We start from the raw sequence: 17,959 nt of genomic DNA on the forward strand, positions 1-17,959 counted from the left end.
ATTGCGTCTGCCCGTCGCTACCTGAGCAACCAGTCAGTCGGTGACGACGTCATGACCCCCGGCCGGTACGCTGCTGCAGCCTGTCGATGAGATTGGACGCCTCCGCCTTGCTCAGGTTCTCCGGAATCTCTTCGCCGGCGTCCTGCGCCAACGTGTTCAGATAGCTGCGCTGCGGTCCGGTCATCGGCTCGTCGCCAGTCACCCACTGCGACTGGTCCTTTTGCGGATTTTCGTGTGGCGCCTGTCCGATATCGTCGTTCATGCAAGTAGCTATGCCCGTTGCCAGGCGGATGTAACCCGGGCAAGCGCTGGGGGCGACATACGGGCCTACGACGTCAGCGCGCTGAGTACCCGAACAACTCTGTGTTGCAGTGCTATTCGCAGACGATGTGCTGGCCGCCTTCGAACCCGCCGCGGTTGGGTGCGTATTGCCCGAGTTACTCCTGCATAAATCGCGGGTACTTTGACGAGGATGGGGTGGGTAACAGCGCACGCGGTTGCAATTTCCTCGGGCCTGCTGGCCGCGTTCTGGGCTGCGGTCGGCATTGTGGTTCGCCAGCGGGCCGCCCAAGCGGTCCCCGGCGACGACGCGCTATCAGCGACTATGGCGACGACCTTGGTTCGCCAACCGTTGTGGTGGGCGGGAACTGTCGCCGCCGTCGCCGGTTACATATTCCAGGCGCTGGCGCTGGCGCACGGATCTCTGCTTCTGGTCCAGCCACTGCTGGTGTCGGCGTTGCTGTTCGCCTTGCCGCTGAGCGCTCGACTTTCGAGGCAACGCATCAGCTGGGCCGACTGGGGTTGGGCGGTGCTGCTCACAGGGGGGCTCGCTGTTTTCGTTCTCGTCGGCCAGCCTCACGAGGGTCATAACCGGCCTCCGATACCAGCCTGGACGCTTGCGCTGGCGGTCACGGTGCCGCTGGTGATCGCCTGCGTCGCCGCGGCTCACCGCACCAGCGGGCGGGTGCGGGCCATGCTGCTCGCGGTTGCTGTGGCGGTTCAGCTCGGCATGATCGCGGTGTTGACCAAAATCTGCACGCACCGTTTCGCTACCGGCGGATGGCATCACCTGTTGACCGTTCCCGCCCCCTACCTGCTGGTGGCCTTGGCGGTGACCGTGACCGTGGTGCAGCAGTCGGCCTTTCACGCGGGCGCGCTGCAGATGTCCGTGCCGATCATGTTGGTAGGCGAGCCGATTGTCGCGGTGTTACTCGGGGTCGTCGTGCTCGGGGAACACCTGACGGCACGAGGCCCGGCTGCACTGATTCTGGTGGTGGCCGTGCTGGCGATGCTCGCGGCCACCATCGCGCTGGGCCGCGACCAAGCGCCCGCGGTCAGTCAATCGGCGCGGCAGCCTCACCCTGCCGCGTCGGGCGCACGCACTGCCGCACGCGTCGACTGACCGTTTCCCCCCGCGAGCAGACGCAAAAGCACCCAAAACCAGGGGTTTTCGGGTGCCTTTGCGTCTGCTCAGCAATGCAACCTAGCGCGCTGGACCGAGTCTGTTGACCGCGAAAGTGGCAGCCTGGTTTGTCATCCCGGACTCGATATAGGAAACATGCGCGATGATGTTCCCGCCGCCGGAGCAGATCGGGTCATCGGGAGCGCACAGGCTGATGGTCTTTCCGCCGTACAGCGGGCCGATTGTGGGCAACGGGCCGCCGCCCCACAGCATGCTGGAAAATCCACTGGTCGGCTCGCCGAAGAGGGCGACCGCGGCGACATGGTCGGCCGCCGAGGCAGGCACCTGTGTGCTCGCCAGGTTGATCACGGTCGCGCCCTGCGAGTAGCCGCCGAGGACAAGCTTGCTGTTCGGGCAGCTGGCGATGGTGTTCTGGATATAGCCACTCGCGTCGTCCGCGCCGGCGGTCGCGCTTGCGTGGTAGTCGTCGTTTGCCGGGTAGTTGACGGCGTAGACCCCGACTGACCGTCCCTGAGCCTGCGCGGTGAGTGAGTCGACGAATGCCTGGCCGATATTGCCAAGCCCGGGCTCCTGATGGGTGCCGCGAGCGAAAACCACCGAGACGTCGGAGCATGGATCAGCTGTGGCCACGGCACCGTATAGGGGCGCGCTCAGCAGCGCCCATGCCGTCATGACCAAGACTCCAACGATGCGGGCAACCCGGCGTTCAATCATGGGGGAAATGCTGACATACCGCCGACGGCGCCGTCCTAGCGGGCAGCGAAGCCGCTTGCGCTGCCGGCGCCGATGGCTTGATCCAGCAGGTAGACGAGGCGCCTACATCTGTGCCCACACGATCTTGTCCTGCAGGTAGGTCTCTATGCCTGCCTTACCCGATTCATGGCCCCACCCCGATTGCTTGTATCCGCCGAACGGCATCGAGTGGTCGTACTGCATCTGGCAGTTCAATCCCACGGTTCCGGCCTTGAGTCGCTTGGCCAGCCGATGCGCGCGGCCGAGATCTTTGGTCCACACCGTGGCGGCCAGCCCATAGGTGCTGTTGTTCGCCAGAGCGACGGCCTCGTCTTCGTCGTCGAACGGCAGGACGGTGACGACAGGCCCGAAGATCTCCTCTTGGAACAATCTGCTCGAGTCGGGATCGACCTTGGTGACCACGGTGGGGTGGACGAAGTATCCCTTGCGGTCCAGCCGGTGCCCTCCGGTGACGAACTCGGCGCCATCAGACTTGCCCTGTTCGAGATAGCCGAGCACTCGGGTGAGCTGCTTCTGGCTGATCAAGGGTCCGATCATCGTGCCTTCTTCTTTCGGGCCGCCGAGCCGCAACGTATTCGCAATCCCGGCAATGCCTTCCACAACCCGCTCATAGACGCCGCGTTGCGCAAAGATGCGCGACCCGCACACGCAGGCCTGCCCGGAGTGGACGAAAGCGCCGAACGCCGCCATGGTCATGGCTCTCTTCAGGCTGGCGTCGTCGAAGATCAGCACGGGGGACTTGCCCCCGAGCTCCAGCGTCACTTTCTTGAGGTTGCTGCTTCCGGCGGCGTGCACGATTTCCCTGCCGACTTCCGTCGACCCGGTGAAGGCGACCTTCTCGACGTCGGGATGGGCGGTGATGGCCGCGCCGACGGTGTGACCGTAACCGTTCACCAGGTTCACCACCCCGTCGGGCACTCCAGCCTCGGCCAGGATTCTGTTGAGCACGAGCGCCGAAAGTGGCGTCTCCTCTGCGGGTTTGACCACACTGCTGCAGCCTGCCGCCAGCGACGGAGCCAGCTTGGCGCAAAAGTTGAAGACTGGGCCGTTCCACGGGAAGATCAGGCCCACCACGCCATACGGTTCCTTCAACGTATAGGCGTGCATGTGCGAATCGACGCCGGTCAGACCGCCGGTATTCACGTCGCGGGCGATGCCGTCGATCTTCGTGCACCAGCCCGCGTAATAGCGGAACCACTCGCCGCCGACCTTCACCTGCATCTGCGCCTGGGCGGGGTACATGCCGCCGTTGAGCATTTCGAGCTCGGCGAGCAGCTCTGCGTTTTGGTCGATCAGGTCGGCTACGCGCCAGAGCACTTTGGCCCGTTCGTAGTCGGGCAGTCCTGACCACGCTCCGGAGTCGGCGGTGGCTTTCGCGCGGGCTACGGCGTCGTGGACGGCCTCGGGCCCGCAGTCGGTGAACTCGGTGATCTGGTCCTCGGTGGCGGGATCGACCACCGGAATCACGTCACCGGTACCGGGTCGTTCACGGACCTCGTCCAATACAGCCTGAACCGTCATGGGCGTCTCCTTCTTGCCTCACCGCGACTCGACGCGAGGCCGAAGTTACGCGCTTAACCACGTCGTGTCCACCGCGTATGGAGATGAAGCCGCTAGACGCGCGCGGCGGTACTCGTTCGGGCCGGCAGGCCCCAGTTCCGCGATGGTCAGGTACGCCTGTGCCAGAAGACCGTTGCGCAAACGAGGCGCACCCGCTATAACTTGGAAGCGCAGGTGAGATCTAGATCACACTGACGGGCTGAGTGTGGTTCGGCTCTCATTCGGGGTGCCGCCCGCAGGTGGCGGTCGCACATGCGACCGGGAGGAAGGGAACGGCTTCGGTGCCAGAAACAAGGCCGGCCGCGCGGCGATTGAACCTCGTGCGGGCAAACAGCAATCAGCATGCAACGCCTACCGAAGACCGCACTTGGGTTGCGAAAGCGCGCTGCGCGACAACAGATCCCGATGAACTATTTGTGAAGGGGGCGGCGCAGCGCAAGGCTGCGGTTATCTGCCGTGACTGCCCGGTTGTGCAGCAGTGCGGCGCCCATGCACTCGACAACCACGTCAAGTACGGCGTCTGGGGCGGTATGACCGAGCGGCAGCGCAGGGCACTGCTCAAGCAGCATCCCGAGGTCGTTTCGTGGGCGGATTTCTTCAACACGCACGGTGCGCGCTCCGCCGGATAGGCCGACGAGCACGGCTGCCTCGGCAGGCCCCCGTAATGATCAAGTCGCGACAACGTTCATCGGCGGCTGGTTCGTATGCGGATCGGGCCGCGCCAGTCTCGGTCGGCGTCAAGGACATTGCCGCGCTGCGTGATCTCGACGTCGCCTGACGCGGCCAGTTCGCGTGCGATCTCCAGGGCCTCGGGCATGAAATCGCGCCAGTTCTCGCCTTCGACGGCGCGAGCGGCATCGGATGGGCACGTACTACTGCCGGGCCCGCGGGACTCGGCCAACGCAAGCATCGATGATTTCAGTCGTTGCCTGATCGGCCCGTCGCCCAGCGCGATTGCGGCGTGGTCAGCCCCCGGGCCGGCGTTCTCGAGGACTCGGGCCAGCTCTGCGCGCAATCGTCGGTCCACTTGATCAGTAAAGCCGCCAAGTCAAACCAGTCGGGCCACCCGCCGTCGTGGGCCGGAATCGGTTACGAGAATATGCAATGGTTCTGTTGCCAAAGCACATGGTGGTATCTCCGGCCGAGTTTGCCAAAGAAAGTGAACGTCTCCATGGCACCCACACTGCGCCCGCGCCGATCCGCACTCTATTTGCCGGGCAACAAGGCCCGGGCTTTGGAGAAGGGCAAGACGCTGCCGGCGGACATGTTGATTTTCGACCTCGAAGACGCCGTTGGGCCCGACGCCAAAGTTGAGTCGAGAGAGAGGGTATGCGAGGCGGCGTCGTCTGGGAGCTACCGGCCTCGTGAGGTCGTGGTGCGCATCAATGGTTTGGGTACCGAGTGGCACGACGACGATCTGACAGCGGTGGCCGGGTCGTCCGCCGACGGAGTGCTCGTGCCCAAAGTCGAGAGGGGCGAACAGGTTCGAGCATTGGCCGCCGCGCTCGACACACTCGGCGCGAGGGAGTCGATGCAGTTGTGGGTCATGATCGAAACGCCTGGCGCCTTCCTGAGAGCAGAGGAGATCGCCTCGGGCAGCGAGCGTTTGGCGGGGCTGGTGGTCGGTACGAACGATCTGGTGAACGAGTTACACGCGCTGCACGTGCCCGGGCGCGCGCCCGTCATGCCCGCATTGGCGCTTGCGGTGTTGGGTGGCAGGGCGGCCGGAAAAGTGGTCTTGGATGGCGTGTTCAACGACATCAGCGACGACGCCCGCTTCCGAGCGGAAGCTCAGCAGGGTCGCGAGATGGGGTTTGACGGCAAGACCCTGATCCATCCATCGCAGATCGGCCCGGCCAACGAAATATTTGGTCCCACGCAGCAAGAGGTGGGCGATGCACGCAGAATTGTCGCTGCCTACGAGCAGGCCAGCGCGGCGGGGCAGAGTGTGATAACGGTCGACGGTCGCATGATCGAGAGCCTGCACGTGCGAGACGCCCAACGGATTCTGACGCTTGCCGACCTCATCGACGAGCTGGAATGAGTCAGCCCCCAAATGGGCTACTTCTTACCCTTCCGTTCGATCCACTGGGTGAGCGCATCCTCGAGCGCCGCTGCGACGCTCACACCGGCTGCATCGGCGGCCTGCTCGAATCGCTCGACCAAGTCCGTCGAGACTGCGGCGTTCAATTTGGACCGTGCCGGTTTCGGCTTCGGAGGCGGGCTGACGGGCACGTGTTGTGCCGCGGTCGCGTCCATGGTTTCGCGCAGTGCGGGTATGTCGTCGAGCAAGTGGGCAAGATCATCTCGCTCGATGCGCAGCACCTCGGCCGGCCCGGTGGTCGTTACCGTCGCAGAACGCAATTTCCCACGGCGCAGCGCGGATTCGCCGATCACCTCACCGGGTCCTAATACGGCAATGCGGTCGTCACCGACATACACCCCTACTTCGCCGCGCAGCATGATGTAGCACGAGTCCGACGGCGTCTGCTCCTGAATCAGCGGCCACGGCGCCGAACGCGTAATGTGATGGGCCGCTCCGACCAGGCGCTCCAGCTCATCATCGGAGAACTTGTCGAACGCGTGGAATTCGCGTAGCCGACGGACGTCTTTCCCAATTCCCTGCTCGTCTACCTTCATGGAGAGCTCCTGATGCGGGATGAACCATGACATCGAGGAGCCTAACGCGGAAATTGCAGCGAGGAGCGCAAAATTGCGGCCGACGAATTGACTGGTCGCGGTTAGCCGAGGAGCGGCTCAACTTTCGGCGTGCGGTGTGGGGCTCTGCGCGGACTCCCACTTCGACTGCAATGAGGTCCTGACGATATCGCCGGCGTCGAAATCGAGCTGAAACGTTTCACCGCCGTCGTCCTGAAATGTGACCACATACCCGCCGTCGGTGACGTCCTTGAACACCACTTTGTAAGACCGTTCCGAGGAGCCGCGGACGATGACGACGATGTCGCCGGCAGCGACGTCGTCGATTCGCTCAGTACCGGAGACTTCAGACATGCCGTCGACGGTAGTCGATAGGCACTCCCACTCTGCCAGCGCCCATCACCGCTCCTGGTGTCTGTCACGTATCGATTCGCTGACCCGTCTAACGGTTGTGAACGAAGCACTCACCTCGAAAGGCGGATCATGAAACGCTCGGGCGCGCTGGCGCAGACATACCTCCACGTAGTGACAGGCCTGGTGGGCCTGGCGACCGCCGGGATCGGGATCTGGTGTCTGATCGGACCGCGCTCCTTTGCAGCTGCCGTCGGCTTCGGGACTCACCTGCACTTCCTGCACGACGTCGGCGCTTTCCAGCTGGGGCTGGGTATCACGCTGCTGCTCGCGCTCATCTGGGCCGACGCATTGGCGACCGCGCTGGCGGGCTTCATCGTGGCCAACACGGTGCACACCGTGAACCACGTGGTGGACCTCGACCTGGGTGGTTCAGCGGCTCAAGCCTGGCTGCTGGGCGTGGTGTCAGTGGCGCTCGTGGTGGCGTTTGTGCTGCGATTGCGCCAGCTTGGTTTTGTGCTGGGCAAAGTAGGCGCCGCAACGGACCCGGCCCTGACGCCGTTTGTGCGGCAGAAAACGATCAGCCTCACCACCTTCCGCAAGGACGGCACCGCCGGCTCCAGTCCGGTCAGCATCGTGGTGGACGGCGATCGCGCCTACTTCCGCAGTTTCGAGCGGGCGATCAAGGTGCGCCGCATCCGCCGGAATGCGTATGTCGAATTCGGGCCGGCCACCGCATCTGGCAAGCCGACGGGAGCCGTACAGCCTGGGCGGGTGCGCCTACTCGAGGGCGTTGAGTATCGGCAGGCGGCACGATTGCTGCGGCAGAAGTATCCGTTGCTGCACGGCGTGCTGGTCCCAGCGGCCCACCGGCTGATGCGGTCGAAGTTCGGCCGCACGGTGCATGCAGAGTTGATTCCGACGACCGCGCGCGATGACGAGGCCTTCGTCGGCCAGCCGCCGGAGAAGGGGACCGGCGCTCGACTTTAATCCGGCGGCTCTGTCTCCGAGCCCTCGGTCGCGGCCTTTTCGCGATCGCTCGGCTTGCCGGGTACCCCCTGGGCTTCGCGTTCCCCGGCGACCTTTTCGTCGAGCTGATCCACGATGTTCTCCAGCTCCTGCCCACGCGTGAAGTTCTCGTTGTCGGGTTGGGTCATAATCGGCTCCGATCGGCTTCACATGTTCGGGCACCGATGTTCATCGATGCGAGCCCGTGGCAATCCCATACCCGCCCCAGGGGGTGCTGACACCGCCCGCCGTGCGCACCACTCAGGCGGGGCCCAGCTTCAGGTAGGCATGAATGGTTGTCTGCCCTGCGGTCGTGTGGATACGCACCAGATCAGCCAGTCCGTTGACGACAAATAGTCCGCGTCCGCGCACGGTGTCGCTGCTATAAGGTCGCCGCCCGGCAAGTGGGTCGTCGAGATGCGCGTTGTCGCGAGCCTCACAAATCAGATGACCATCGTGCTGCCACAACGCCAACTGGCATGGCGCCCCGTTGTGCTCGAGACTGCTGGTAGCCAGCTCGTTGGCGATCAGCTGCAAATTGCTGGTTATGTCCGACGGCAGGTCGAACCACTGGCCGTACACCGCACTGAACTGACGCACCCCCGCTAGATCCGTGAGCTGGTTCACGGTGTAGGTAACTGCCGTCGAACCGCTGGCCAGCGGACGGTTGTAGCGCTCCCAGACCGCGGTGGGCGCGAACGCGACGCTGTCCTCCTCCGGCATCCCGGCCTGCCAGAGCACTGGGTGGGTGATGCGAGCATCTGCGATTACTGCGGGCTCTAGACGTGCGACGTCGTAGGGACAGAGCACGGCTAGATCGCGTCCGGCGAAAGCGTTGTTGATCAGCGCCTCGTGCTGCACGCACGCTGGATATTCCACCTCCGACCGACCCGGCCAGATCGGCTCGCCGATCATCCTGACCGACTGGGGAGCGTGTTTGTCAACGAACGCGCTGAGTACACCGCCGAGAATCCGGCCGGGGTTGCGGCCCGCGTCGGTCATGTCCGCCATGGTGATACCGGCCGCGGCGGGGCCCAACGCGTCGCGCACCAACGCCAGATTTGGCCCGGGTACTGCCACCAGGACCGGCTGCCCGGCCTCCAGACCGTCGGTGATGAACGGCAGCAAGCCGTCCAAGTACTCCTGGTTCGACTGATAGAACAACGCCGGATGCAGAAAGTCACCGAGATCGAGGTGTGCTGCCGTCGTCATGTCCAAGCTCCAGCGAAAAAATCAGATGTGCCAGGGCATTGCCTTGACCATGACACAAAGTGCGGCAGTCGCCCACGGGACGTAGGCCGCTGGATAAACAGAGTACGCCCGGACCCAGATTCCAGGGAGTCAGGTTGGGATCGGCGTTCCCCATCTGCCGTTGTGCAAGACTTGCCGATGTCTGCGGAGTCGTCTGCACCGCCTGGATTCCATTCCGTCACACCGCGAATGGTCGTGAATGACGTGCCTGCCGCGGTCGAATTCTTGCGCAGCGCCTTTGGTGCCACTGGACATGCCGTTGCGGATCGGCCGGCCGAGGTTCGCATTGGCAACTCGGTGGTAATGGTGTCGCAGGCCGACGATCGAGCGGTCTTCCCGGCGTTTCTCTACATCTACGTCGAGAACGCCGAGGACGTCTATCGGCGGGCGCTCGCGGCCGGCGCGTTCACTGTTGAAGAGCCCTTGGACACACCGTATGGCGATCGCAGGGCGATGGTCCGAGACCTATTCGGCAACGTCTACCAGATCGCTACCCGGAACGACGCAACCAGACCGTGACGGTTAGCCCGTCAACGTCGCGCGGGCGGTCATCCGCGGGGTCACCGACATCATCAGCGGGCCATCGGGTCCGCCGGTGAAGGTCAGTTCGCGCCGCAGCCGTTGGCCGGGCAACAGGTCAAGCTCGAACCGCTGGGCCAGCGTCGCGATCGCGAGAATGGCTTCGAGGGTGGCGAATCCGGATGCGACGCACATGCGTTTGCCGGCACCGAACGGAATATGTGCCCGGCGTAGCGCCGGGTCGGAATTTTTTTTCGGGAATCGGGCCGGGTCGAAGGTGCCGGGGTCATTCCATACCCGCGAATTGTGGTGGACACCGTGGATGAGGATCGCGACATGCGTGCCCGCTTTTATGGGGTAGTCGCCGAGCACGTCGTCGTGCTTGGCCACCCGGGCTAGCCCCATGATGGGCGGGTACACACGCATCGCCTCCGCCACTACCGCCTGAGTCCACGGCAGGTTGTCGACGTCCGCGGCGGTAGGTAAGCGTCCGCCCAGCACCTCGTCGAGCTCGCGTCCCAGACGGGCACGGGCCTCAGGGTTTTGCGACAGCAGATACCACGTCCAGGCAAGTGCCGCGGCGGTGGTTTCGAACCCCGCGCCCAGAAAAGTCATCAGTTCGTCGCGGATCTCGACATCCGTGTAGCGGTAACCGGTTTCGGGGTCCTCAGCCGCGATCAGCAGTGCCAGTAAATTATCCGTGCGGTCGATTGCCCGGCTCCGGTAGTCGGTGATCAGCTCGTCGATGAACCTCTCGATTCGGCGTAGGCCGCGCATGGTGCGCGGCGCCGTGACGCTGGCGCCAACCCGAAGCGCGTTGATGGCCAGTCGCGGTGATCGCGCCGCGAGTGGGTCGGGACCATGCCGGCCAAGCCGATCAGCAAGCCAACGCAGCGGCCTGGCTACTCCACCGATGAATCCGTATCCGAAAAGTGTTAGTAGCCTGGCGAAGTCGAGCCGCATCCGCTCGGCGAGTTCACCACTGAGATCGATGCCGAACATGGTGCGGGCAATGATGTCCATTGTCAGGTAATTCATCTCGGCCGCGACATCGATCGGATGCCCTGCCTGGGCGTGGGCCTGCCAGCGTTCGGCGGCGTCGACCGCCGCGGCGGTCATTTGCGGGGCCAGGTTATCGACTTGACGCTTGGCGAAGAGTGGCTGGACCAACCGTCGGTTACGTTGCCACAGTTCGTCATTGAGATCGGTGACCAACCCGCGACCGAACGCCACGGCAAGAAGGTCGTACTCGGCGTTCTTGGCGTAGTTGTCCTGGTTGGACACCAGTACGTGCCGGGCGATGTCGGGATTGCGGACGATCACGAATTTGGCCAGCGGCGCGCGGGCCACCAAGATGTCGTCCTGCCCGGGCAATTGGGCGGCGAAGTCATAGATGGTATGCCGATAGCCGGCCCATAACGCCTTGAGCGACAACTGCCACGATCGCAACCAGCCCACGCGGGTGTGGTGCCATCGCACGAACGTGGGCGCCCAGCGCGGCGGATGAAGTTCTGCACTATTGCTCATCAAAGGACCTCGCTTTACCAATCGAGACCACGATGCGATACCGCTGGTACCGGATACTTGGAAAGACAGTACCGCGGGTACCGGCGAGATGCTAGGCCGAAAATTTCTGCCTGCCGCTTGCGCTCCACGCAGAGCCTGCTGCCACAAGCAGATCGAGGACCGACGACGCGATACTGATCGGGTCGGGGGAGAACCTCGCGAACTGTTGCGGCGGGCTATCGCTTGCATCACGATGACCAAAGGCCCTGCAGGCGAAGGCATCCTGTCGGGGCAGTTGTCACAGGAACTGACCGAACCACACGGGCGCTGATGCGTATCGATGCCGACCTGTTCACGGCAAAAATTGGCGAAACGCGGACAAAAACCGAACGACCGGTCGACCCGTTCACGGCACTGATCCTGCGATTGGACGACTGAGCCAGCCGATTAAAGGAGTGCAACGCAATACGCTCTACGGCGATACCGGCCGGGATCGAAGGCTAGAGTTTCATGACGGTTTCGGTTGAGCAAACGTACTGCAGCTTACCGCGATGCGAGGGCCGATATCGCCTGTGGGGCTTTAGTGTTGGCGGCTATGGGCGGACTACGTAATTACGTCAAGCGCTGGCGTACAGCGCTTCACGTAACTGTATCGGCATTGATAGCTGCCTTCCTCGGACTCGCCATCGTCCCCGTAGCTCATGCCGCCGCGGCCGCGGCGACATTGTCGGTGGAACATACGTGGCAGACCGGCTTCATCGCGCGCTTCACCATCACCAACTCGAGCATGGCACAGCTAAGCGATTGGAAGCTTGAATTCGACATGCCGGCAAGTCAATCCGTCTCGCATACCTGGAATAGCACCCTCACACGCTCTGGCACGCACTATGTGCTCACCCCTGCGAACTGGAATCGCGTCATTGCACCCGGGGGATCAGCCACAGGTGGCCTTAGAGGCGTGCTGACCGGTGCCTACGTGCCACCGTCGAATTGTCTGCTCAACGGGCAATATCCGTGCACCTAGAGGCGACTGCGCACTAAGGCCTCGACCGCGGCGAGACCGACCAGCCGCAAAAGCCGCACAACGACTAAACCCCCAGACAGGCCCCCTCACGAATGCCGCGTTCGGGGGAGCAAGTCGCGCTCAACCACTCGGACCACGGCCGAAAGCCGGACAAAGTACCCGGTACCTGAGGTACCGTATTCTTTATGGCATCGGAGCAGTTCGACGCGGTCGTCGTGGGGGCTGGTTTTGGGGGAATGGGCGCAGCCATCCAGCTCAAATGGGTGGGTTACGAGGACATCGTGATCCTGGAACGGGAAGACGACCTCGGTGGAACGTGGCACGTCAACAGGTACCCGGGTCTGGCCGTGGACATCCCGTCGACGACGTACTCCTACTGGTTCGAGCCCAACCCGAATTGGTCGCGACTGTTCGCGCCCGGCCGGGAGCTCAAGAAATACGCGGACGGCGTCGCCGACAAGTACGATGTGCGCCGCCACATGCGGTTCAACACCACCGTCGAGAGCGCCCGGTGGGACGAGCAACTCCAGCTCTGGCAAGTGACGGTGGCGGGCGGCGAGACGCTATCGGCGCGGTTCCTCATCACCGCGACCGGGTTCCTCTCGCAGCCGCATACCCCGGACATCCCGGGTATCGCCAACTTCAACGGCCGCACAATTCACACCACCGACTGGGACCACAGTTACGACTTGGACGGTCGTCGCGTCGGGCTCATCGGCACCGGGGCCACCGCCGTGCAACTCGTCCCGGAATTGGCCAAGCGCGTCGCCGACTTGACGGTGTACCAGCGCACTGCGATCTATGTCGTGCCCAAAATCGACTTTCGGATCCCGACGCTGCTCCGGCGGGCCTTCGCACGGATTCCGCGGCTTCAGAGGGCATTTCGTTATGTCACCGACAATGTCCTTGAGCTGATGCTGATCTCGGCGGTGCTGCACTATCGGCAGTTCCGTAGCCTTAACATGACCGCCGCCTATGTGTCGAACATGCTCCGGCTCGCATCGATCCGCGACAAGGAGCTGCGCCAAAAGCTCACCCCGGACTACGACTTCGGCTGCAAGCGTCCGACGTTCTCCAACACGTACTACCGCACGTTCACCAAGCCTTCGGTCCACCTGGAAACCACCAGCATTGAGCACATCGAGTCAGACGGCATCGTGACCGTCGACGGTCGGAAGACGCAGATCGACACGTTGGTGCTGGCCACCGGTTTCGACCTATGGGACGCCAACTTCCCGGCAATCGAGGTCGTTGGTCGGGAGGGCCGTAACCTCGGAAAGTGGTGGCGCAACACCAAGTTTCAGGCCTACCAAGGTGTGTCGACACCCTACTTCCCAAACTTCCTGAACCTAGCCGGTCCGTATTCGTACAGCGGATTGTCCTACTTCGACACCATCGAACGCGAGATGCGGCTGATGGAGCGACTGTTCCGCGAAGTCCAGCGCCGTCGCGCCAGCACCTTCGAAGTGACTGAGGATGCCAACACACGCTTCCTCGATCGCATGACCGAATTGCTGGCCAACTCGGTGTTCTACGGCGGCGACTGCGCCACGTCGCGGTCGTATTACTTCAACCACAGCGGCGAGGCGACGCTGTTGCGGCCCACCTCGACCCATAATGCGATTGCCGAAGCTTCTCAATTCCCGTTGAGCGACTACCAGATCGCCTGAGCAAGCAAGAATCGAGTGACAGAACCCTCGAACCGGGGGATGCTCGATAGTTCAACAGCGATTCTTGGCCAGATATCTGGCGCGGCCACCGCGACGGGTCGATCAGGTACCCCTCAGCAGCACCTGCAGCAAGCTGAGGCAGACTTTGACGTCCTTCCATTCGACGGGGACTGCGCGCGGGCCTTTGGCGGCGTAGCGGCAGTTCTGCGCGTCGGGGCGCAAACAGACGATTTAGTCAACCTTCGCCTATGCGGTAGGAGAGGGTCACACAGCACGGTCGTGATTCATCTGATGAAAACGGCGCAGTTTACTTGACATAGTGTCGCTTATCGGCAGTTAACTACGCCGAGTTGCTAGATGGAAGGACTGGCACCCCTTGACGATTCGGCCGTTAGACCTGGTGGCAGACGCAAACTCGCGCGCCGCCAACCGATATTCGTGATCGGGTTGCAGAAGCGGAGGTCGGCGTACGTTTCAATCACTTAATGAATAATTCGGACGTTAGGTGAAACGTTGCGAGCTTCGACGAGCGTTTGGCGGCATGTGGTCGGTGCGAGTCGTTTCGGGCCCCCTCTCCGAATGGAGCCCGCATCCGCGTCATTGCGTCACTGTGACGAATTGCCCTGTGTCGCAGGGCTGCTCAAGAACGGCGCTTGTTCAGTCGGCTACTACCTGAACCGACTTCGGCACCCCGCGGCGGGCGAGTGAATAGTTAAGCAGACACTTGACTTTTTGCGTCCGGGTAGACGATAGTTAAGTATATGCTTAACCAACCCGAGCTTGATCCGGTTGGTCGCGTTTTTCACGCACTCGCGGACCCAAGCCGCCGGACGATCGTGGAACGGCTCGTCCGAAGGCCAGCGCCGGTGAAGGCGTTGGCCGAGCCGCTCGCGATGTCCCTACCTGCGGTGATGCAACACCTGAAGGTACTTGAAGACGCTGGCGTCATCGTCACCGAAAAAGTGGGCCGAGTGCGCAGCTGCCGGATCGAACCGAAGGCGCTGCGCGACGCCGAGCGGTGGCTGAGCGGTCAGCGCACGGAATGGGAAAGGCAACTTGATCAACTCGATGACTACCTGAAGGGAAAGTGATCATGGAAGTAACGCACTCGACGTTCACGCTGGAACGCCGCTACCCGGCCTCGATTGAGCGGGTGTTCGAGGCATGGGCAAATCCGGGGGCGCGCAAGCGCTGGATGGCTCAGGGAGCAGACCACTCACAGAACTTCGTTGTTGGCGGTCTCGAGACCGTCAAGGGGTTCGATCCACACGGCCGCCCGCTGACCTACCAAGCGCAGTACGCCGAGATCGTAACCAATGAACGAATTCTCACCACGTCAACGCTGCACACCGGAGACCGGCTATCGACCGTCTCGGTCACCAGTGTCGAATTCCAAGCAGAGGACACTGGCACCCTGCTGATATTGACCGAGCATGGCATGTATCTGCCCGGCCAGGAGCAACCAGATTGGCGTGAGCATGGAACCGCCAAGCAATTGGACACTCTGGCTGCGGAATTCGCAAACGACCACTAGGACAAAGGAGAACTGATGATGGCTCAAGTTGATTACGTGCTTGCAGTGCTCGCCGTTAGCGACATCGAGGCGGGTAAGTCTTGGTATACACAACTTTTCGGCCGCGGACCTGATAACAATCCAATGTCGAACCTTGTCGAATGGCAGGTCACCGACAGCGGGTGGGTGCAGGTGACGGAGGACCCTCAGCGCGCCGGCAACGGGATGCTCAACCTGGCAGTGTCCGACATCGAGGCAGCTGCTCGGGAACTTCGCGCGATGGGTATAGGCGCTGGCGAGATCATCAACGCCAACAAGGGCGTACGACTGTGCCCAATCACCGACCCTGACAGCAATAAGATCCAGCTGGTCGGCAATTTCCGAGTGAAATACTGACGTACTGACCGGCTCGCAGTCACTCCCCTACGCAAGAACTCGCACTTCGTGAGCACGCACCGTTATCAGCTAGGGTCTCGCGTGGCAGTACACGAAAGTGCGCGAACCTCTTGACGATTGGCCGATCTGAACACGCCCACGGCGCGGATCTGTGTTCTCATTTCCTGATCGGTTGCCTGCAGCGGGTTCGGGTGTTAGGTGAAAGCTTGAACGTACCCCGGGCGGCCGACCGCAGAACCCGCTATCGACCACCCACCCGCCACCTCCCCCACACCGCCGGCGATACGTCACGGTGACGAATTATCCTGTGGCGCAGGGCTATTGAACTATCCCTCAAGTTCGGGCCGACAATGCTCCGGGCGGCCCCTGGCATGGCTGAGGAACTGCCCGGGTTCATTCCATAGGTTGTATGGCCGATCAGTCGTGTTTCGCCTCGTAGCGCAGCAGGACCGTGCCGCCCGGGAAGGTGCGGTTCTCCAACAGTCGCAGCGAAATCCACGACGGCAGTGTAGGAAAGAACGGTGTACCGCCGCCTACGGCGGTGGGCGTGACCATGATCCGGTACTCATCCACCAGCCCGGCCTGCACGATCGGTGCCGCCAGCGTCGCGCCGGCCACCTCCAGCCTGCCGTCGATTTCGGCTTTCAGCTTCGTCACCACCTCGACCGGGTCGCCGCGTTCCAGGCGGGAGTTCCAGTCGACGGACTCCAGGGTGCGCGAGAACACGACCTTGGGCATGTCGCGCCAGATGCGGGCGAAGTCGACGATCACAGGGGTGGCGTCCGGGGCCTTATCGGCAGTCGGCCAGTACGCGGACATCAATTCGTATAGCCGCCGCCCGTAGAACGATAGGGCGGTCTCCCGCTCGAAGTCGTTCCAGTACTGGTGCAGTTCTTCGCTTGGATCGGACCAATCAATGTTGCCTTGTGCGTCGGCGATGTACCCGTCCACCGACACGTTGAAGCCATAGATGAGTTTGCCCATGCGGATCAGACTGCACCGGAGGGCAAAACTCATCGCGACGCGACGCGACACGCACGTGCTGGCTCACGTGGGCTCAAGTCGCTGTGCATTCGTCGACGTCAGGCCACAGCCTTCTCGATGAGCGCTCGAATCTTGGCCTCCGTAGCGGCATCCAGCGAAGTGAGGGTCCACGCGACCGGGTGCATGTGGGCGCCCTGCTCGCGTGCTGGGTTCAGTGCTTCGCCAAAGCCGAAAGCGATGAAGTCCCGATCCGGTTTGATGTAGCAGACGTCCTTGCCGTCCTTGACATAGAACGGTAATCCCCAACGAACGATCGGCTGCAACGACGGTGCGCTCTCTCGGATAATGCTGTGCAGGCGTTGTCCAATCTCCCGGTACTGCGCGGGTGCTTCACCGAGTTTGGCGAGGACGGCCGTGTCGCCCTTCTTCGTGAACAATTGCCCAGCCTCCTTCAGGTTCGTAGTCAAATCAATTCAAGAATGATAGTACTACTCTCAAGATAAGAGTAGTACTATCACATCGTGGCGACACAAGCACGGACTCGTCTCGCTCGTCGCGCAGTCATCGACGCCGCCGGCTCCCTGTTTCTTGAGCGTGGCTACGGGGCGACGACGATCGATGCGATCAGCGCTCGCTCGGAGGTCCCGCCCGCCACCGTGTACCGCTTGTTCTCGTCGAAGAGGGGGATCCTCAAAGCGTTGCTTGATTCGTCGGTCGCCGGAGACGACGCGCCGGTTCCGATGGCCGAACGCCCGTCGGTTCGATCGCTCCTGGCTGATCCAGATCCGAGGTCCATGTTGGCAAGCTTCGTGCACATCGTCGCCGAGGTGAACGCGAGGATGGCCGCGGTCTATCGCATCCTCACCAGCGCCGCTGCATCAGACGACGGCGCCGCGACGCTCCTCGACGAGTTGACCCAACAGCGTCGACGAGGCCAAGGGCAGATCACTCGTGCTCTGGCACGACGGCGAATGTTGCGGGACCCCCTGCGAGAGCGTGATGCCGCCGACATCGTTCACGCCCTCGCGTCTCCGGAGGTGTACGGGCTGCTCGTCGTCGACCGAGACTGGCCACCGCAACGGTACGAGACGTGGCTCACCGAGACCCTGGTAAAGCAACTGCTATCGCAGTGCTTCGGTGCGTGCTGTTACGCGGTGGCGCTGACGGTTTCCGTTGTGCTGTTAGCGCAGTCGGGTGTGTGATGGTTGGAAAGCCGTAACTCCCGCAGCTGAACTAATCCACGTCCCGGCTAACGCGGCATAGTTATTGGGATTGGTAGCCGTCCCAACACGTTGTACTGGCAACGCTGATGGATTGACGCCGTCGAAGGGAACCGACGATGA

General features: G+C 62.7%; 22 protein-coding genes. 11 read left to right on the plus strand and 11 right to left on the minus strand.

Annotation, left to right across the window (positions count from 1 at the left end; translation table 11 throughout):
* Positions 1-49: 49 nt before the first annotated feature.
* Entirely contained in the window at positions 50-262 is a 213-nt protein-coding gene (locus A9W99_RS23195; RefSeq protein WP_067383900.1) for a DUF3072 domain-containing protein, read from the minus strand.
* A gap of 210 nt (positions 263-472) precedes the next feature.
* Here A9W99_RS23195 and A9W99_RS23200 point away from each other — a divergent pair, with 210 nt between their 5' ends.
* Positions 473-1,402, plus strand: a complete 930-nt coding sequence (locus A9W99_RS23200) for a DMT family transporter (protein ID WP_067383903.1) — start codon at positions 473-475, stop codon at positions 1,400-1,402.
* A gap of 81 nt (positions 1,403-1,483) precedes the next feature.
* Here the strand turns inward: A9W99_RS23200 and A9W99_RS23205 are convergent, their stop codons facing one another.
* Positions 1,484-2,137, minus strand: a complete 654-nt coding sequence (locus tag A9W99_RS23205) for a cutinase family protein (protein WP_172828934.1) — start codon at positions 2,135-2,137, stop codon at positions 1,484-1,486.
* Between the two features lie 102 nt (positions 2,138-2,239).
* Positions 2,240-3,697, minus strand: a complete 1,458-nt coding sequence (locus A9W99_RS23210; protein ID WP_067383906.1) for an aldehyde dehydrogenase — start codon at positions 3,695-3,697, stop codon at positions 2,240-2,242.
* Positions 3,698-4,017: 320 nt separating this feature from the next.
* Between A9W99_RS23210 and A9W99_RS23215 the strand changes: the two genes are divergently transcribed.
* On the plus strand, positions 4,018-4,365 hold the full coding sequence (locus tag A9W99_RS23215; RefSeq protein ID WP_082930178.1) for a WhiB family transcriptional regulator: 348 nt from the start codon (positions 4,018-4,020) through the stop codon (positions 4,363-4,365).
* Between the two features lie 56 nt (positions 4,366-4,421).
* Here A9W99_RS23215 and A9W99_RS23220 read toward each other — a convergent pair whose 3' ends face one another.
* Complete coding sequence (locus A9W99_RS23220; protein WP_253870299.1) at positions 4,422-4,763, minus strand: DUF3253 domain-containing protein; 342 nt, start codon at positions 4,761-4,763, stop codon at positions 4,422-4,424.
* A 144-nt stretch (positions 4,764-4,907) separates the two neighbouring features.
* On the opposite strand from A9W99_RS23220, the gene A9W99_RS23225 reads away from it, so the two are divergent.
* Positions 4,908-5,780: a CoA ester lyase gene (locus A9W99_RS23225; RefSeq protein WP_067383912.1), complete on the plus strand. Its 873-nt coding sequence runs from the start codon at positions 4,908-4,910 to the stop codon at positions 5,778-5,780.
* Positions 5,781-5,797: 17 nt separating this feature from the next.
* Here A9W99_RS23225 and A9W99_RS23230 read toward each other — a convergent pair whose 3' ends face one another.
* Positions 5,798-6,376 (minus strand): cyclic nucleotide-binding domain-containing protein, encoded by a 579-nt coding sequence (locus A9W99_RS23230; protein ID WP_067384254.1) that lies wholly within the window; start codon positions 6,374-6,376, stop codon positions 5,798-5,800.
* 117 nt (positions 6,377-6,493) lie between these two features.
* The gene (locus tag A9W99_RS23235; RefSeq protein ID WP_067383915.1) at positions 6,494-6,748 is read right to left on the minus strand and encodes a hypothetical protein; all 255 of its coding nucleotides are present in this window, start codon (positions 6,746-6,748) and stop codon (positions 6,494-6,496) included.
* A 126-nt stretch (positions 6,749-6,874) separates the two neighbouring features.
* Between A9W99_RS23235 and A9W99_RS23240 the strand changes: the two genes are divergently transcribed.
* Complete coding sequence (locus A9W99_RS23240) at positions 6,875-7,735, plus strand: PPOX class F420-dependent oxidoreductase (RefSeq protein WP_082930179.1); 861 nt, start codon at positions 6,875-6,877, stop codon at positions 7,733-7,735.
* On the opposite strand, the gene A9W99_RS26900 is transcribed toward A9W99_RS23240, so the two are convergent.
* Positions 7,732-7,902 (minus strand): hypothetical protein, encoded by a 171-nt coding sequence (locus tag A9W99_RS26900; protein WP_172828935.1) that lies wholly within the window; start codon positions 7,900-7,902, stop codon positions 7,732-7,734. The two genes, A9W99_RS23240 and A9W99_RS26900, sit on opposite strands and share 4 nt — an antisense overlap.
* Before the next feature lie 112 nt (positions 7,903-8,014).
* Positions 8,015-8,965, minus strand: a complete 951-nt coding sequence (locus A9W99_RS23245) for an anti-sigma factor RsbA family regulatory protein (RefSeq protein WP_067383922.1) — start codon at positions 8,963-8,965, stop codon at positions 8,015-8,017.
* Positions 8,966-9,193: 228 nt separating this feature from the next.
* On the opposite strand from A9W99_RS23245, the gene A9W99_RS23250 reads away from it, so the two are divergent.
* Positions 9,194-9,523, plus strand: coding sequence for a glyoxalase/bleomycin resistance/extradiol dioxygenase family protein (locus tag A9W99_RS23250; protein WP_067383924.1), 330 nt, complete (start codon positions 9,194-9,196; stop codon positions 9,521-9,523).
* 3 nt (positions 9,524-9,526) lie between these two features.
* Here A9W99_RS23250 and A9W99_RS23255 read toward each other — a convergent pair whose 3' ends face one another.
* Positions 9,527-11,050: a cytochrome P450 gene (locus tag A9W99_RS23255; protein WP_082930160.1), complete on the minus strand. Its 1,524-nt coding sequence runs from the start codon at positions 11,048-11,050 to the stop codon at positions 9,527-9,529.
* 574 nt (positions 11,051-11,624) lie between these two features.
* Between A9W99_RS23255 and A9W99_RS26285 the strand changes: the two genes are divergently transcribed.
* The 5 genes from A9W99_RS26285 (at position 11,625) to A9W99_RS23280 (ending at position 15,632) form a co-directional block, all read left to right on the plus strand.
* The gene (locus A9W99_RS26285; protein ID WP_082930161.1) at positions 11,625-12,053 is read left to right on the plus strand and encodes a cellulose-binding domain-containing protein; all 429 of its coding nucleotides are present in this window, start codon (positions 11,625-11,627) and stop codon (positions 12,051-12,053) included.
* A gap of 185 nt (positions 12,054-12,238) precedes the next feature.
* Positions 12,239-13,723: an NAD(P)/FAD-dependent oxidoreductase gene (locus A9W99_RS23265; protein WP_067383926.1), complete on the plus strand. Its 1,485-nt coding sequence runs from the start codon at positions 12,239-12,241 to the stop codon at positions 13,721-13,723.
* 761 nt (positions 13,724-14,484) lie between these two features.
* Entirely contained in the window at positions 14,485-14,814 is a 330-nt protein-coding gene (locus A9W99_RS23270) for a helix-turn-helix transcriptional regulator (protein ID WP_067383929.1), read from the plus strand.
* A 2-nt stretch (positions 14,815-14,816) separates the two neighbouring features.
* The gene (locus tag A9W99_RS23275) at positions 14,817-15,257 is read left to right on the plus strand and encodes an SRPBCC family protein (RefSeq protein WP_067383933.1); all 441 of its coding nucleotides are present in this window, start codon (positions 14,817-14,819) and stop codon (positions 15,255-15,257) included.
* Positions 15,258-15,272: 15 nt separating this feature from the next.
* A complete protein-coding gene (locus A9W99_RS23280; protein ID WP_371514981.1) occupies positions 15,273-15,632 on the plus strand; it encodes a VOC family protein in 360 nt (119 codons plus the stop codon).
* Positions 15,633-16,049: 417 nt separating this feature from the next.
* Here A9W99_RS23280 and A9W99_RS23285 read toward each other — a convergent pair whose 3' ends face one another.
* Positions 16,050-16,616, minus strand: a complete 567-nt coding sequence (locus A9W99_RS23285) for a dihydrofolate reductase family protein (RefSeq protein WP_067383936.1) — start codon at positions 16,614-16,616, stop codon at positions 16,050-16,052.
* 98 nt (positions 16,617-16,714) lie between these two features.
* Positions 16,715-17,053 (minus strand): DUF1801 domain-containing protein, encoded by a 339-nt coding sequence (locus A9W99_RS23290; protein ID WP_067383939.1) that lies wholly within the window; start codon positions 17,051-17,053, stop codon positions 16,715-16,717.
* Positions 17,054-17,137: 84 nt separating this feature from the next.
* On the opposite strand from A9W99_RS23290, the gene A9W99_RS26290 reads away from it, so the two are divergent.
* Positions 17,138-17,818: a TetR/AcrR family transcriptional regulator gene (locus A9W99_RS26290; RefSeq protein WP_082930162.1), complete on the plus strand. Its 681-nt coding sequence runs from the start codon at positions 17,138-17,140 to the stop codon at positions 17,816-17,818.
* Positions 17,819-17,959 lie beyond the last annotated feature (141 nt).

The sequence above is a fragment of the Mycobacterium sp. 1164966.3 genome (genome assembly GCF_001665395.1).
GTDB lineage: Bacteria > Actinomycetota > Actinomycetes > Mycobacteriales > Mycobacteriaceae > Mycobacterium.

Bases quoted from the DNA above. Each gene is read 5' to 3' on its own strand.
- A9W99_RS23195 (WP_067383900.1), bottom strand. From the start codon at position 262: ATGAACGACGATATCGGACAGGCGCCACACGAAAATCCGCAAAAGGAC.
- A9W99_RS23200 (WP_067383903.1), top strand. From the start codon at position 473: ATGGGGTGGGTAACAGCGCACGCGGTTGCAATTTCCTCGGGCCTGCTG.
- A9W99_RS23205 (WP_172828934.1), bottom strand. From the start codon at position 2,137: ATGATTGAACGCCGGGTTGCCCGCATCGTTGGAGTCTTGGTCATGACG.
- A9W99_RS23210 (WP_067383906.1), bottom strand. From the start codon at position 3,697: ATGACGGTTCAGGCTGTATTGGACGAGGTCCGTGAACGACCCGGTACC.
- A9W99_RS23225 (WP_067383912.1), top strand. From the start codon at position 4,908: ATGGCACCCACACTGCGCCCGCGCCGATCCGCACTCTATTTGCCGGGC.
- A9W99_RS23230 (WP_067384254.1), bottom strand. From the start codon at position 6,376: ATGAAGGTAGACGAGCAGGGAATTGGGAAAGACGTCCGTCGGCTACGC.
- A9W99_RS23235 (WP_067383915.1), bottom strand. From the start codon at position 6,748: ATGTCTGAAGTCTCCGGTACTGAGCGAATCGACGACGTCGCTGCCGGC.
- A9W99_RS26900 (WP_172828935.1), bottom strand. From the start codon at position 7,902: ATGACCCAACCCGACAACGAGAACTTCACGCGTGGGCAGGAGCTGGAG.
- A9W99_RS23245 (WP_067383922.1), bottom strand. From the start codon at position 8,965: ATGACGACGGCAGCACACCTCGATCTCGGTGACTTTCTGCATCCGGCG.
- A9W99_RS23250 (WP_067383924.1), top strand. From the start codon at position 9,194: ATGGTCGTGAATGACGTGCCTGCCGCGGTCGAATTCTTGCGCAGCGCC.
- A9W99_RS23255 (WP_082930160.1), bottom strand. From the start codon at position 11,050: ATGAGCAATAGTGCAGAACTTCATCCGCCGCGCTGGGCGCCCACGTTC.
- A9W99_RS26285 (WP_082930161.1), top strand. From the start codon at position 11,625: ATGGGCGGACTACGTAATTACGTCAAGCGCTGGCGTACAGCGCTTCAC.
- A9W99_RS23265 (WP_067383926.1), top strand. From the start codon at position 12,239: ATGGCATCGGAGCAGTTCGACGCGGTCGTCGTGGGGGCTGGTTTTGGG.
- A9W99_RS23270 (WP_067383929.1), top strand. From the start codon at position 14,485: ATGCTTAACCAACCCGAGCTTGATCCGGTTGGTCGCGTTTTTCACGCA.
- A9W99_RS23275 (WP_067383933.1), top strand. From the start codon at position 14,817: ATGGAAGTAACGCACTCGACGTTCACGCTGGAACGCCGCTACCCGGCC.
- A9W99_RS23280 (WP_371514981.1), top strand. From the start codon at position 15,273: ATGATGGCTCAAGTTGATTACGTGCTTGCAGTGCTCGCCGTTAGCGAC.
- A9W99_RS23285 (WP_067383936.1), bottom strand. From the start codon at position 16,616: ATGGGCAAACTCATCTATGGCTTCAACGTGTCGGTGGACGGGTACATC.